This window comes from Streptomyces sp. NPDC003027 (assembly GCF_053591435.1).
In genome coordinates this window covers 37,417-52,444 of record NZ_JBSFTU010000043.1, presented here as the reverse complement: position 1 = coordinate 52,444, position 15,028 = coordinate 37,417, and the positions used below count along the sequence as shown (strand labels likewise).

Here is a 15,028-nt window from a genome sequence, read left to right as displayed (position 1 = left end):
ACCTCGTCCAGACCCGCGCCGACGGCACCGTGCTGCGCGCGCTGTCACCGGGACACGGCATCGGGGCGGGGGCACGGACCTCTTCTGTTTACCCGGGGTCTCTCGTATGGTGGAAACTACTTTCCGAAAACAAAATGACCGCATTACCTGCTACCGGCAGGTAGGTGCGACCATCGGAGGGCGCCGCCGGGCAACCAGCCGGGGCGGCGTAGCAACGAAGCTCAGGGAAAGCAGAGGAACTCGGCCATGGCAACGGCGCCCAGCGTCTCGTACTCGATGACGGTCCGGCTGGAGGTTCCCGCGAGCGGGACCGCGGTCTCCCAGCTCACCACGGCCGTGGAGTCCCACGGCGGCTCGGTCACCGGCCTCGATGTGACCGCCTCCGGCCACGAGAAGCTCCGGATCGACGTCACCATCGCCGCGACCTCCACCGCGCACGCCGACGAGATCGTCGAGCAGCTGCGCACCATCGAGGGTGTCGTCCTCGGCAAGGTCTCCGACCGTACGTTCCTGATGCACCTCGGCGGCAAGATCGAGATGGCGTCCAAGCACCCCATCCGCAACCGTGACGACCTCTCCATGATCTACACCCCCGGCGTGGCCCGGGTGTGCATGGCGATCGCCGAGAACCCCGAGGACGCCCGCCGCCTCACCATCAAGCGCAACTCCGTCGCAGTCGTGACGGATGGCTCCGCCGTCCTCGGCCTCGGCAACATCGGCCCCAAGGCCGCCCTGCCCGTCATGGAGGGCAAGGCGGCCCTCTTCAAGCGCTTCGCGGGCATCGACGCCTGGCCGATCTGCCTGGACACCCAGGACTCCGACGCCATCGTCGAGATCGTCAAGGCCATCGCCCCGGGCTTCGCCGGCATCAACCTCGAGGACATCTCCGCCCCCCGCTGCTTCGAGATCGAGGCCCGGCTCCGCGAGGCCCTCGACATCCCCGTCTTCCACGACGACCAGCACGGCACCGCGATCGTCGTCCTCGCCGCCCTCACCAACGCGCTGCGCGTGGTGGGCAAGGGCATCGGGGACGTACGGGTCGTCATGTCCGGCGCGGGCGCGGCCGGTACGGCCATCCTCAAGCTGCTCATCGCGGCGGGCGTCAAGCACGCCGTCGTCGCCGACATCCACGGTGTCGTCCACGCGGGCCGTCCCGACCTCGTCGACGCCGCCCCCGGCACGCCGCTGCGCTGGATCGCCGACAACACCAACCCCGAGGGCGTCACCGGCACCCTCAAGCAGGCCGTCGCCGGCGCGGACGTGTTCATCGGCGTCTCGGCCCCGAACCTGCTCGGCGCGGAGGACGTGGCCGCCATGGCCGAGGACTCCATCGTGTTCGCGCTCGCGAACCCGGACCCCGAGGTCGACCCCGCGATCGCCCGCCAGACGGCGGCGGTCGTGGCCACCGGGCGCTCGGACTTCCCCAACCAGATCAACAATGTGCTGGTCTTCCCCGGCGTCTTCCGCGGTCTGCTGGACGCGCAGTCCCGCACCGTCAACACGGAGATGATGCTGGCGGCGGCCTCGGCCCTCGCCGACGTCGTCACCGACGACGAGCTGAACGCCAACTACATCATCCCGTCGGTGTTCAACGACAAGGTCGCGGGCGCGGTCGCGGGCGCCGTCCGCACCGCCGCGAAGGCGGCCGGCGCGGGCGCCGACAGCGGCGCCTGAGGCCACGGGAACGGGGCCGCCAGGCGCGTGCCCGGCGGCCTCGTCTCGGGCCCCGGCGCGTTCCTCGCGGCCTCCCGGGGCTGTGGCGGTCCCCACGTCCACCCCGGGAACGGCGCGTCGCGAGTCGCGGCGCCGTGAACCCGCCTCTAGGGTGGCGGTTCGGCTCCAAAGAGTTTCGGCGGAGTCGACGGAACGTCACCACGTCAGTGGCCGTGGCGCTTTTCGTGTGACCCCAGGGGGTGCCGGATTGGCGTTCCCGCCGCTGGTGGGGGCAGGATGCCTATTCGGGCGCGAGGGTCTGTCAGCAGACCCGGGTCCGGGGACTGTCCGAGGGCCCTGGCAGCATCGGCTTCGCTGTGCCCAATGTGCGGCCCCGCCGCGTGGCACGCCTCAACAGCAAGAAGAACACGGGAGTAACAACATGAACCGCAGTGAGCTGGTGGCCGCCCTGGCCGACCGCGCCGAGGTGACCCGCAAGGACGCCGACGCCGTGCTGGCCGCTCTCGCCGAGACCGTCGGCGAGGTCGTCGCCAAGGGCGACGAGAAGGTCACCATCCCCGGCTTCCTGACCTTCGAGCGCACCCACCGTGCCGCTCGCACCGCGCGCAACCCGCAGACCGGCGACCCGATCAACATCCCCGCCGGCTACAGCGTGAAGGTCTCCGCGGGCTCGAAGCTCAAGGAAGCCGCCAAGGGCAAGTAAGCCAAGGGCTTGTAAGCCGCCTCAGGGCGGCAGAAAGGGCGGTCACCCTGTCAGGGGGTGGCCGCCCTTCCGTTTGCCCGTGTGCGGGCGCTACACCAGCGCGCTGCCCGGCAGCTCGACCTTGGCGCCGAGCTCCACGAGCTTCTCCATGAAGTTCTCGTAGCCGCGGTTGATCAGGTCGATGCCGTGGACCCGGGAGGTCCCCTGCGCCGCCAGAGCCGCGATCAGGTACGAGAAGCCGCCGCGCAGGTCCGGGATGACCAGATCGGCGCCCTGGAGCTTCGTCGGGCCGGAGACGACCGCCGAGTGGAGGAAGTTGCGCTGACCGAAGCGGCAGTCCGAGCCGCCCAGGCACTCGCGGTACAGCTGGATGTGGGCACCCATCTGGTTCAGCGCCGAGGTGAAGCCCAGCCGGGACTCGTACACCGTCTCGTGGACGATGGAGAGGCCGGCGGCCTGCGTCAGGGCCACCACCAGCGGCTGCTGCCAGTCGGTCTGGAAACCGGGGTGCACGTCCGTCTCCAGGGCGATGGCGTTGAGCGAGCCGCCCGGGTGCCAGAAGCGGATGCCCTCGTCGTCGATCTCGAAGGCGCCACCCACCTTCCGGTAGGTGTTCAGGAACGTCATCATCGAGCGCTGCTGGGCGCCGCGGACGTAGATGTTGCCCTCGGTCGCCAGCGCCGCCGACGCCCAGGAGGCCGCCTCCAGGCGGTCCGGGAGCGCCCGGTGGGTGTAGCCGTCGAGCTTGTCGACACCGGTGATCCGGATGGTCCGGTCGGTGTCCATGGAGATGATCGCGCCCATTTTCTGCAGGACGCAGATCAGGTCCTCGATCTCCGGCTCCACGGCGGCGTTGGAGAGCTCGGTGACGCCCTCCGCCAGCACGGCCGTGAGCAGCACCTGCTCGGTGGAGCCGACCGAGGGGTACGGGAGCCGGATCTTCGTGCCGCGCAGCCGCTGCGGGGCCTCCAGGTACTGACCGTCCGCCCGCTTCTCGATGGTCGCGCCGAACTGGCGCAGCACGTCGAAGTGGAAGTCGATCGGCCGTCCGCCGATGTCGCAGCCGCCCAGGCCCGGGATGAAGGCGTGGCCGAGGCGGTGCAGCAGCGGACCGCAGAACAGGATCGGGATGCGCGACGAACCGGCGTGGGCGTCGATGTCGGCCACGTTGGCGGACTCGACGTGCGTCGGGTCGAGGATCAGCTCGCCCGGCTCGTCGCCGGGACGGACCGTCACACCGTGCAACTGGAGCAGCCCGCGGACCACCCGGACGTCACGGATGTCGGGCACGTTGCGCAGCCGGCTCGGCCCGCTGCCGAGAAGGGCGGCGACCATCGCCTTGGGCACGAGGTTCTTCGCGCCGCGGACGCGGATCTCGCCCTCCAGCGGGGTTCCGCCGTGGACAAGCAGTACATCGTCTGTGCCGGTCATGAATCTCGCGTTCCGAGTCGTCGGGCAGGGGGCCAGGGAAAAGGGTAAGGGGGGAGAGCGCCCTTGACCGCAGTCCGAGGGCCCCCGGCAGATGTAATGAATTCGGCACAACACCCTCTGTTCATATGATCTTGCGGAGTGTCACCGTCCGTTTGTGTGAGCGACCGTGCGGGGCGTCCGCCCTGAACTGCGGCGGCGTCCATCCGTCCCTTGTGCCCCCGCGAACGCCGAAGATGCGGGATCATGTGTCGCATGACCGAGGTGTCCTCGCTCACAGGCCGGCTGCTCGTCGCCACCCCCGCCCTGGCGGACCCGAACTTCGACCGCGCGGTGGTGCTCCTCCTCGACCACGACGACGAGGGCTCCCTCGGCGTGGTCCTGAACCGGCCGACCCCCGTGACGGTCGGTGACATCCTCGAAGCCTGGGCCGACCTGGCCGGGGAGCCGGGCGTCGTCTTCCAGGGCGGTCCCGTCTCCCTCGACGCGGCGCTCGGACTCGCGGTGATCCCGGGCGACGAGGGCCCGCTCGGCTGGCGCCGGGTGCACGGCGCGATCGGCCTGGTCGACCTGGAGACCCCGCCGGAGCTGCTCGGCCCCGCGCTGGGCTCCCTGCGGATCTTCGCCGGGTACGCCGGCTGGGGGCCGGGCCAGCTGGAGCTGGAGCTCGGTGAGGGCGCGTGGTACGTCGTCGAGTCGGAACCGGGCGACGTCTCCTCCCCGCGCCCCGAGAGCCTGTGGCGGGAGGTCCTGCGGCGCCAGCGGGGCGACCTGGCGATGGTGGCGACGTACCCGGACGATCCCTCCCTCAACTGAGCCGTCCGGTTTTCAGTACCCTTGGCCGCATGAGCACTCTCGAGCCCGAGCGCGGGGCAGGTACGGGAACCCTCGTCGAGCCGACGCCGCAGGTGTCCCACGGTGACGGCGACCACGAGCGCTACGCCCATTACGTCCAGAAGGACAAGATCATGGCGAGCGCCCTCGACGGCACTCCCGTGGTGGCACTCTGCGGCAAGGTCTGGGTACCGGGGCGCGACCCCAAGAAGTACCCCGTCTGCCCGATGTGCAAGGAGATCTACGAGTCCATGGGCCCCGGCGGGGACAAGGACAAGGGCGGCAAGGGCGGTAAGGGCGACAAGTAGCAAGGCTCGCACCTCGGGGACGGCCCCCGGTGCGCGTACTCCGGTACGCGCGCCGGGGGCCGTTCTCCGTGGTGGCGCCGGCGGCGGGCCGGGGGCGGTACGGGGCCCGCGCTCGTCGCGGCGTTGCACGGAGTGCTTCCGCCGGTCACAGAGTGGTTGAGACCACTTGTCCGGGCGTGGGTCCGGCCCTAACCTCTCGCGTGTTGTGCAGCACGAAACGCCCGTTGCGTATGCTGCAACGTTGATTGGTGGGAGCCCCCGAATGAAGCTTTCTGCCCGCATCACCGCCCCGGTCGCCGCCCTCGTGCTGGCGGGCCTCACCGCCACCGCCTGCGCCCCGCAGACCTCCGAGGGCAGGGCCGCCACCGACGAGAAGACCGGCACCCTGCGCGTCTGGCTGTTCCAGGAGGTCGACAACGCGCCCAAGAAGCGGGTCGTCGACGCGACCGTCGCGGCTTTCGAGCAGCGGCACGAGGGCGCGGAGGTGGAGGTCGAGTACATCCCCGTCGACACCCGCGCCCAGCGCGTCAAGGCCGCCTTCAACGACCCGAAGTCCGCCCCCGACCTCATCGAGTACGGCAACACCGACACCGCCGGCTATGTGAAGGACGGCGGACTCGCCGACATCAGCGCCGAGTTCGCCGCCTGGGCCGACGCCGAGGACACCGACCCCACCGCCAAGTCCTCCGTCACGGTGGACGGCAGGATCTACGGCGCGCCGCTCTTCGTCGGCGTCCGCGCGCTGTACTACCGCACCGACGTCTTCCGGGAACTCGGCCTCACCGCCCCCAAGTCCCAGGCGGAGCTGATCTCCACCGCGAAGAAGATCCGCAAGGCCAGGCCCGAGCTGTACGGGATCGCCGTCGGCGGGGCGTACACCTATGGCGCGATGCCCTTCATCTGGGCCCACGGCGGCGAACTCGCCACCGCGAACGGCTCGTCGTACCGGGCGGCCGTCAACAGCGAAGCCGCGCGCAAGGGCATCACCGCCTACACCTCGCTCTTCGGCGACGACAACTGCCCGGCCGCCAAGTGCGCGCAGATGGGCGGCAACGCGACCGTCACCGCCTTCGCCTCCGGCAAGGCGGCGATGGCCATCGGCGGCGACTTCAGCCACGCGGCCGTCGAAGCGGGCACGGTGAAGGACAGGTACGCGGTCGTACCGCTGCCGGGCGTCACGGCGGGCTCCATCGCCCCCGCCTTCGCGGGCGGCAACAACCTCGGCGTGATGAAGAGCAGTTCGCACCGCACGCTCGCCGTCGACCTGATGAAGTCCCTCGCCGGCAAGGAGACCCAGGGCGAGCTCTTCGACGCGATGGGATTTCTGCCGACCTACACCGACGTCCGGGCGCGGGCGGCGAAGAAGGAGCCGTTCGTGAAGCCCTTCATCGACTCCCTCGCCGCCGGCACCAAGTTCGTCCCCGCCTCGCCGGCCTGGGGGCAGATCGACGCCTCGCTGGTGCTTCCGACGATGTTCCAGGAGGTCGTGAGCGGCCGCAAGGACGTCGAAGCCGCCTCGGACGACGCCGCGAAGAAGATGGACGAGGCCTTCGCGACCGCGGGCCGATGACGATGGGGAACGGTACGAAGGCGGGCGGGACGGAGCTGGGCGGCACCGAGGCGACCCGGGCCCCCCGCCCCCGTAAGGGCGCGGACCCGCAGCGGTCCACGTCCGGGCTCGGGGTCGGCATCGGGGTCGGCATCGGGCGCGGGTCCGTGCCGGGGTCCCGGGACCGCTCCGGCTGGACCCCGTGGCTCTACCTCCTGCCCGCGCTCGTCGTCATCGGAGGGCTCCTGGTCTACCCCGTCTACCAGCTCGGGCTCATCTCCTTCCTGGAGTACACCCAGGCCCAGGTCAGCGGCGGCGAGCCGACCTCCTTCCAGGGCTTCGGCAACTACACCGCCCTCTTCTCCGACCCCCAGTTCTGGCAGGTCCTCCTCGCCACCGTCCTGTTCGCCGCCGCCTGCGTCGTCACCACGCTCGCCGTGGGCTGCGCGCTCGCGGTCCTCCTGACCCGCGTACGGGCCGTCCCCCGGCTCGCCCTGATGCTGGCCGCCCTCGGCGCCTGGGCCACCCCCGCCGTCACCGGCTCCACCGTCTGGGTCTTCCTCTTCGACCCCGACTTCGGGCCCGTCAACCGCGTTCTCGGCCTCGGTGACTTCTCCTGGACGTACGGGCGCTACAGCGCCTTCGCCCTGGTCCTCTTCGAGGTCGTCTGGTGCTCGTTCCCGTTCGTGATGGTCACCGTCTACGCCGGCGTCAAGGCCATCCCCGGCGAGGTCCTGGAGGCCGCCGCCCTCGACGGCGCCTCCCAGTGGCGGATCTGGCGCTCGGTCACGGCGCCGATGCTCCGCCCCATCCTCGTGGTCGTCACGATCCAGTCGATCATCTGGGACTTCAAGGTCTTCACCCAGATCTACGTCATGACGGGCGGCGGCGGCATCGCCGGCCAGAACCTCGTCCTCAACGTGTACGCCTACCAAAAGGCGTTCGCCTCGTCCCAGTACAGCCTGGGGTCGGCGATCGGCGTCGTCATGCTGCTGATCCTGCTGGCGGTCACGCTGGTCTACCTCCGTCTGCTGCGCCGTCAGGGAGAAGAGCTGTGAGCGTGTTCCGCATCCGACGGCCGGGGCGTTTCGCCGCCGAGGCGGCCGCCCTCCTCGTCGCGGCCGTCGTCGCCTTCCCGCTGTACTGGATGGTCCTCTCCGCCTTCAAACCGGCCGGTGAGATCCAGTCCACCGAGCCCCGACCGTGGACGCTGTCCCCGTCCCTCGACTCCTTCCGGCGCGTCTTCGAACAGCAGGAGTTCGGCCGCTACTTCCTCAACTCGCTGACCGTGGCGGGGACGGTGGTCCTCGCCTCCGCCCTCATCGCCTTCCTCGCGGCGACGGCCGTCACCCGGTTCCGCTTCCGGTTCCGGACGACCCTGCTGATCATGTTCCTGGTCGCCCAGATGGTGCCGATCGAGGCGCTGACGATCCCGCTCTTCTTCCTGATGCGGGACTTCGGCCAGCTCAACACGCTGGGCTCGCTGATCCTGCCGCACATCGCCTTCTCGCTGCCGTTCGCGATCTGGATGCTGCGCGGCTTCGTCAAAGCGGTACCCGAGGCGCTGGAGGAACAGGCGCGGATCGACGGCGCAAGCCGGACCCGGTTCCTGTGGCAGATCCTCTTCCCGCTGGTCTTCCCCGGACTCGTGGCGACGAGCGTCTTCTCGTTCATCTCGACCTGGAACGACTTCCTCTTCGCGAAGTCCTTCCTCATCAGCGACACCTCGCAGTCGACCCTCCCGATGGCCCTGCTGGTCTTCTTCAAGCCGGACGAGAACGACTGGGGAGGAATCATGGCGGGGTCGACCGTCATGACGGTCCCGGTGCTCGTCTTCTTCGTACTCGTACAGCGCCGCCTGGTCTCCGGACTCGGCGGAGCGGTGAAGGACTGACCCGATGACAGAGAGCGAGACCGGCCCGACGTCGGAGACGCGGGCCGACGCGATGCCGGAGCCGAGGACCGACCCGATGTCCGAGACGCACCTCATCCCCGCGCCGCTGGTGACGGAGTGCCGCGACGGCGCCCCCGGCCTCCGCTCGCTCGACGAGCGGACGACACTCGACGCCGGGCCCGGCACGGAGGGCACCGCGCGCTGGCTGCGCGAGGTGCTCGGTGCCGCGACCGGCCTGGCGTTCCCGGACGGCCGGGGCCCCGATCCGTACGGCATCACGCTGCGGATCAGCGCCGACGTGGAGCGCGAGCGGGGCCCCGAGGGCTACCGGCTCTCCACCGACGGCTCCGTCGCGGACGCCGCCGTCCTCATCGAAGGCGGCGGCCCCGCCGGGGTCTTCTGGGGCGCCCAGACGCTCCGGCAGCTCCTGGGGCCCGACACGTACCGGAAGGCTCCTCTCCGGCGCGGCGCCCGGGACCTCCCCCCGATCACCGTCGAGGACGCGCCCCGCTTCGGGTGGCGCGGGCTCATGCTCGACGTCGCCCGGCACTTCCTGCCCAAGGACGACGTGCTGCGCTACCTCGACCTCCTGGCCGCCCACAAGCTCAACGTCCTCCACCTCCACCTCACCGACGACCAGGGCTGGCGCCTGGAGATCAAACGCCGTCCGAAGCTCACCGGGATCGGCGCCTGGCGGCCCCGGACCAAGTGGGGGCACCGGGCTTCGCCGCTGTGGAACGAGACGCCGCACGGCGGTTTCTACACCCAGGACGACATCCGCGAGATCGTCGCCTACGCCGCCGAACGGCACATCACCGTCGTCCCCGAGATCGACATCCCCGGCCATGCGCAGGCCGCGATCGCCGCCCACCCCGAACTGGGCAACACCGACGTCGTCGACACGGCCGCCCTGACCGTCTGGGACACCTGGGGCGTCAACCCGAACGTGCTCGCCCCCACCGACGACGTACTGCGGTTCTACGAGGGCGTCTTCGAGGAGGTCCTCGACCTCTTCCCTTCGACGTTCATCCATGTGGGCGGCGACGAGTGCCCCAAGGACCAGTGGAAGCGGTCGGCCACCGCCCAGGCCCGCATCGAGGAGCTCGGGCTCGCCGACGAGGACGGCCTGCAGTCCTGGTTCGTCCGCCACTTCGACCGCTGGCTCGCCGACCGGGGCCGGCGCCTGATCGGCTGGGACGAGATCCTGGAGGGCGGAAGCCGAGCCGAAGAGCGCGCCGATGCCGAAACGGAAGCTTCGGCGCCGCACGACGAGGAGCGCCGACAGCGGGTGCCGGCGCCCGGCGGCGAGACGACGGCACTGGGCCTCGGGCCCGGCGCCGCCGTCTCCTCCTGGCGCGGCTACGTGGGCGGGATCGCGGCCGCCGAAGCCGGGCACGACGTCGTCATGTGCCCCGAGCAGCAGGTGTATCTGGACCACCGTCAGGCACCGGGCGACGACGAGCCGATGCCCATCGGGTACGTACGGACCCTGGAGGACGTCTACCGCTTCGAGCCCGTACCGCCGTCCCTGTCACCCGAAGCGGCCGCGCACGTCATCGGCGCCCAGGCCAACGTCTGGACCGAGGTCATGGAGAACCGGGCCCGCGTCGACTACCAGGTCTTCCCCCGCCTCGCCGCCTTCGCCGAGGTCGTCTGGTCGGCCCTCCCCGTACCGGTCGAACGGGACTTCGCGGACTTCGAGCGGCGGATGACCTCGCACTACCGGCGCCTCGACGCCCTCGGCGTCGCCTACCGCCCGCCGACCGGACCGGCGCCCTGGCAGCGCCGCCCCGGGGTGCTCGGCCGACCCATCGAGGGGGCGCCCCCGAACGTGTGAGCCACCTCGCTCCCCGACGCCACCCAAGAGCGGCAAATGGGAAGTTACTGTCTCTCGTGGGACGTCCTGGACGGAACCTTCCTTCGTGGACCCTCGCGCCGGACGGCCCGGAAGATGTGCCAGAGTTGCCACGTCCAGGCTGTGAGCACGTACGGTACGGCCACACAGGCGTCACAGCCGCGGACGAGTCGGGGACCGCCGGGGACACCGGGAAGGGGCAGCGGGTTGACCACGCACGCACCACAGACGGCGCAGTCCGTGACGCTGCCCGCCTCACTCGACGAGGCCGTGGCGGCGCTCACCGCCATGCCGGCCGCCGTGCCCGTCGCGGGCGGCACCGACCTGATGGCCGCCGTCAACAAGGGCCAGCTCCGGCCGGCCGGGCTCGTCGGTCTCGGGCGGATTAACGAGATCCGCGGCTGGCAGTACCAGGACGGTCACGCGCTGCTCGGCGCCGGTCTCACCCACTCCCGCATGGGCCGCCCCGATTTCGCCGCCCTCATCCCCGCCCTCGCCGCGGCCGCGCGGGCCGCGGGACCGCCCCAGATCCGCAACGCCGGCACCCTGGGCGGCAACGTCGTCACCGCCGCCCCCACGGGCGACTCGCTGCCCGTCCTGGCGGCCCTTGAGGCCGACCTCGTCGTCATGGGGCCGCTCGGCACGCGCGAGATCCCCGTCTCCCACCTCCTTGCGGGCCGCGACCTGCTGGCCCCCGGCGAACTGGTCGCCTTCGTCCGCGTGCCCCTGCTGCACGCCCCCCAGGTCTTCGTCAAGGCCACCGGCCGCACCGGCCCGGCCCGCGCCACCGCGTCCGTCGCCGTCGTCCTGGACCCGGCCAGGCGCGGTGTGCGCTGCGCGGTGGGCGCCATCGCGCCGATGCCCCTGCGGCCTCTCGAGGCGGAGCACTGGATCGCCTCGCTGGTGGACTGGGACGGCGAGCGGGGTCTCGCACCGGAGGCGTTGACGGCGTTCGGCGAGTACGTCGCCGCCGCCTGCATCCCGGACCCGCAGGGCGACGAGCAGCTGCCGCCGGCCGTACTGCACCTGCGGCGCACCGTCGCCGCGCTGGCCCGACGAGCACTGGGGAGGGCGCTGTCGTGAGCAACGAGCACGATGACCGGACGGGTGGCTGGGAGCCGATCCCGCAGAGCGAGGGGTACGACGGCGACGCCACCGCCTTCGTCCAGCTGCCGCCCGAGTTCATGCTCGACGGCGTCCCGCTGGAGGCGCCGGGGCACGGTTACGTACCGCCGATGATCACACCCCTGACGCCCTTGACGCCCGCGCCGGCGACCGACCCGGCGGCGACGGGCCAGTGGAGCTTCACGGAGGCGCACCAGTCGCACGAGGGTCATGAGGACCCTGGGGTGCACGAGGGCTTTGGTGGGCACGAGGGTCATGAGGACCCTGGGGTGCACGAGGGCTTTGGTGGGCACGAGGGTCCGGGGGTGTATGAGCTTCCCGAGGTTCCCCAGGTTCCGGAGGTTCCCGAGGCGGACGCGGGGCCGACCGGTCAGTGGAGGATTCCGGTCGCACCGGACAGTCCGGACGACTCGGGCGAGTACACGGCCTCGATGCTGTCGCAGTACGCGAGCAGCGCCCCGGCCACCCTCCCCGGCGGCGCACCGGCGCCGTGGGCGGAGGCCGTTTCCGTACCGGAGACGCATGAGGAGCCACCGGAGCCGGGGTTCGAAGCGGGGCCCGTACCGGAGCCCGTACCGGAGCCCGTACCGGAGGGTGAGCAGCAGCAGGGGCAGGATCCTGGGCCGGAGCTTCAGGCGGAGCCCGCACCGGAGCCGGAGTTCCAGGCGGAGCCCTTCCCGGAGGCCGCCCCGGGAGGGGCGCCGGCGGAGACACCGGAGGAAGCGCAGGCGGCCCCCGTCGTCTCCACGGGCAGCAGCGCGGACAGCGACGAGCACCCGCACACCTCGTACGTCCTGCGGGTGAACGGCGCCGACCGCCCCGTCACCGACTCCTGGATCGGCGAGTCCCTGCTCTACGTGCTGCGCGAGCGCCTCGGACTCGCGGGCGCCAAGGACGGCTGCTCGCAGGGCGAGTGCGGTGCCTGCAACGTCCAGGTCGACGGCCGGCTCGTCGCCTCCTGCCTGGTGCCCGCGGCGACGGCCGCCGGCAGCGAGGTGCGTACGGTCGAGGGCCTCGCGTCCGACGGCGAACCGTCCGACGTACAGCGCGCGCTGGCGAAGTGCTGGGCCGTCCAGTGCGGCTTCTGCGTCCCGGGCATGGCGATGACCGTCCACGACCTCCTGGAGGGCAACCACGCTCCCACGGAGCTCGAGGCCCGCCAGGCGCTCTGCGGCAACCTCTGCCGCTGCTCCGGCTACCGCGGCGTCCTCGACGCCGTACGGGAGGTCGTCGCCGAGCGCGAGGCGAGCGCGGCGGCGGAGCACGCCGGCGAAGCGCGTATCCCGCACCAGATCCCCCACCCGCACGACGGAGGCATGGCGTGAGCAGCGACGCGACCACCGCCACCACCACCGGCGCCACGGGCGCCACCGCGCTCGACGGCGACCAGCAGGACCTGCCGCCCCACGGCCTGGGCACCTCGCTCCCGCCGGCCGACGCGCGGGCCAAGACCGAGGGCACCTTCCCGTACGCCTCCGACCTCTGGGCCGAGGGCCTGCTGTGGGCCGCCCTGCTGCGCTCGCCGCACCCGCACGCCCGGATCGTCTCGATCGACACGACGGCGGCGGCCGAGATGCCCGGCGTACGGGCCGTGGTGACGCACGCCGACGTGCCGGGGGAGGCGACGTACGGCCGCACCGTCGCGGACCGTCCGGTCTTCGCCTCCGAACTGGTCCGCCACCACGGCGAGGCCATCGCGGCCGTGGCCGCCGACCACCCGGACACGGCCCGGCTCGCGGCGGCGGCGATCGCCGTCGAGTACGAGGTCCTGGAGCCGGTCACGGACCCGGAGAAGGCCTTCGCCGCGCCCGCCCTGCACCCCGACGGAAACCTGATCCGGCACATCCCCCTGCGCTTCGGCGACGCCGAGGCGGCCGGAGAGGTCGTGGTCGAGGGGCTCTACCGCATCGGGCGCCAGGACCCGGCGCCGATCGGCGCCGAGGCGGGACTCGCCGTACCGCGCCCCGACGGCGGCGTCGAGATCTACACCGCCTCCACCGACCCGCACACCGACCGGGACCTGGCCGCCGCCTGCTTCGGCCTCACCCCCGACCAGGTGAAGGTCGTCGTCACGGGCGTGCCCGGCGCGACCGGTGACCGCGAGGACCCCGGTTTCCAGATCCCCCTGGGCCTGCTGGCGCTGCGTACCGGCTGCCCGGTCAAACTGACCGCCACCCGCGAGGAGTCCTTCCTCGGCCACGCCCACCGCCACCCGACGCTGCTGCGCTACCGCCACCACGCGGACGCGGAGGGCAGGCTGGTGAAGGTGGAGGCGCAGATCCTGCTCGACGCGGGCGCGTACGCCGACGCCTCCTCCGAGTCGCTGGCCGCCGCGGTCTCCTTCGCCTGCGGCCCGTACGTCGTGCCGCACGCCTTCATCGAGGGCTGGGCGGTCCGTACGAACAACCCGCCGTCCGGCCATGTGCGGGGCGAGGGCGCGATGCAGGTGTGCGCGGCCTACGAGGCGCAGATGGACAAACTGGCCGCCAAGCTGGGCATGGACCCGGCCGACCTGCGGTTGCGCAACGTCCTCGCGACCGGCGACATCCTCCCCACCGGCCAGACGGTGACCTGCCCGGCGCCGGTCGCCGAACTCCTCTCCGCGGTACGCGACTTCCCGCTGCCCGCCCTGCCCCTGGACACCCCGGAGGACGACTGGCTGCTGCCGGGCGGCCCGGAGGGCGCGGGCGAACCGGGCGCGGTGCGGCGGGGCGTCGGGTACGCCCTGGGCATGGTCCACATGCTCGGCGCCGAGGGCGCGGACGAGGTGTCGACGGCGACGGTGAAGGTCCACGACGGGGTCGCGACGGTGATCTGCTCGGCCGTGGACACCGGTTCCGGCTTCACCACCCTCGCCCGCCAGATCGTCCAGGAGACGCTGGGGATCGACGAGGTCCACGTCGCCGGCGTCGACACGGACCAGCCCCCGGCGGGGCCGGCCACGCACGGCCGGCACACCTGGGTCTCGGGCGGTGCGGTGGAGCGGGCGGCGAAGATGGTCCGCACCCAACTGCTCCAGCCGCTGGCCCACAAGTTCGGCATGTCCACGGAGCTGCTCCAGATCACGGACGGCAAGATCACCTCGTACGACGGTGTCCTGTCGACCACGGTCACCGAGGCGATGGACGGCAAGGAACTCTGGGCGACCGCCCAGTGCCGCCCCCACCCGACCGAGCCCCTGGACGACTCCGGCCAGGGCGACGCCTTCGTCGGCCTCGCCTTCTGCGCGATCCGCGCGGTGGTGGACGTCGACATCGAACTCGGCTCGGTCCGCGTGGTGGAGATGGCCGTGGCCCAGGACGTCGGCCGCGTCCTCAACCCCGCCCAACTGGCCACCCGCATCGAAGCGGGCATCACCCAGGGCATCGGCGCGGCCCTGACGGAGAACCTCCGCACGGCCCGCGGCCTGGTCCGCCACCCGGACCTGACGGGCTACGCACTCCCGACATCCCTGGACGCCCCGGACATTCGCATCGTGAAACTCGTCGAGGAACGCGACGTCGTGGCCCCCTTCGGCGCGAAGGCGGCGAGCGCGGTCCCGGTGGTCACCTCCCCGGCGGCGGTAGCCTCAGCGGTCCGCGCGGCAACCGGACGCCCCGTCAACCGCCTTCCGATCAGGCCCCAGGCGGCGGTGGCCGTACCCAATTCGTAACCATGT

12 protein-coding genes are annotated in these 15,028 nt (G+C 71.7%); 11 read left to right on the top strand and 1 reads right to left on the bottom strand.

Annotation, left to right across the window (positions count from 1 at the left end; all coding sequences use genetic code 11):
* The first annotated feature begins 246 nt into the window (after positions 1–246).
* Entirely contained in the window at positions 247–1,674 is a 1,428-nt protein-coding gene (locus ACWDX6_RS25525) for a malic enzyme-like NAD(P)-binding protein (RefSeq protein ID WP_451487210.1), read from the top strand.
* A gap of 421 nt (positions 1,675–2,095) precedes the next feature.
* Positions 2,096–2,377 (top strand): HU family DNA-binding protein, encoded by a 282-nt coding sequence (locus tag ACWDX6_RS25520; protein WP_017237029.1) that lies wholly within the window; start codon positions 2,096–2,098, stop codon positions 2,375–2,377.
* A gap of 90 nt (positions 2,378–2,467) precedes the next feature.
* Here ACWDX6_RS25520 and murA read toward each other — a convergent pair whose 3' ends face one another.
* Positions 2,468–3,808, bottom strand: a complete 1,341-nt coding sequence (murA, locus tag ACWDX6_RS25515) for a UDP-N-acetylglucosamine 1-carboxyvinyltransferase (RefSeq protein WP_451487209.1) — start codon at positions 3,806–3,808, stop codon at positions 2,468–2,470.
* 252 nt (positions 3,809–4,060) lie between these two features.
* Here murA and ACWDX6_RS25510 point away from each other — a divergent pair, with 252 nt between their 5' ends.
* The 9 genes from ACWDX6_RS25510 to ACWDX6_RS25470 all read left to right on the top strand — a co-directional run bounded on the left by ACWDX6_RS25510 (position 4,061) and on the right by ACWDX6_RS25470 (position 15,022).
* Positions 4,061–4,621 (top strand): YqgE/AlgH family protein, encoded by a 561-nt coding sequence (locus tag ACWDX6_RS25510; protein WP_451487208.1) that lies wholly within the window; start codon positions 4,061–4,063, stop codon positions 4,619–4,621.
* Positions 4,622–4,650: 29 nt separating this feature from the next.
* Positions 4,651–4,947 (top strand): DUF3039 domain-containing protein, encoded by a 297-nt coding sequence (locus tag ACWDX6_RS25505; RefSeq protein ID WP_451487207.1) that lies wholly within the window; start codon positions 4,651–4,653, stop codon positions 4,945–4,947.
* Between the two features lie 262 nt (positions 4,948–5,209).
* Positions 5,210–6,517 carry an extracellular solute-binding protein gene (locus ACWDX6_RS25500; protein ID WP_451487206.1) on the top strand — a complete coding sequence of 436 codons (1,308 nt, stop codon included), beginning with the start codon at positions 5,210–5,212 and terminating at the stop codon, positions 6,515–6,517.
* A complete protein-coding gene (locus tag ACWDX6_RS25495; protein ID WP_451487205.1) occupies positions 6,514–7,554 on the top strand; it encodes a carbohydrate ABC transporter permease in 1,041 nt (346 codons plus the stop codon). The genes ACWDX6_RS25500 and ACWDX6_RS25495 overlap by 4 nt, the downstream gene beginning before the upstream one ends.
* Positions 7,551–8,390, top strand: coding sequence for a carbohydrate ABC transporter permease (locus ACWDX6_RS25490; protein ID WP_451487204.1), 840 nt, complete (start codon positions 7,551–7,553; stop codon positions 8,388–8,390). The genes ACWDX6_RS25495 and ACWDX6_RS25490 overlap by 4 nt, the downstream gene beginning before the upstream one ends.
* A gap of 76 nt (positions 8,391–8,466) precedes the next feature.
* Positions 8,467–10,227: a beta-N-acetylhexosaminidase gene (locus ACWDX6_RS25485; protein WP_451487213.1), complete on the top strand. Its 1,761-nt coding sequence runs from the start codon at positions 8,467–8,469 to the stop codon at positions 10,225–10,227.
* 225 nt (positions 10,228–10,452) lie between these two features.
* Positions 10,453–11,328: an FAD binding domain-containing protein gene (locus tag ACWDX6_RS25480; protein ID WP_451487203.1), complete on the top strand. Its 876-nt coding sequence runs from the start codon at positions 10,453–10,455 to the stop codon at positions 11,326–11,328.
* Positions 11,325–12,695, top strand: coding sequence for a 2Fe-2S iron-sulfur cluster-binding protein (locus ACWDX6_RS25475; protein ID WP_451487202.1), 1,371 nt, complete (start codon positions 11,325–11,327; stop codon positions 12,693–12,695). Before ACWDX6_RS25480 ends, ACWDX6_RS25475 begins: the two co-directional genes overlap by 4 nt.
* Positions 12,692–15,022, top strand: coding sequence for a xanthine dehydrogenase family protein molybdopterin-binding subunit (locus tag ACWDX6_RS25470; protein WP_451487201.1), 2,331 nt, complete (start codon positions 12,692–12,694; stop codon positions 15,020–15,022). The genes ACWDX6_RS25475 and ACWDX6_RS25470 overlap by 4 nt, the downstream gene beginning before the upstream one ends.
* Positions 15,023–15,028: the final 6 nt, after the last annotated feature.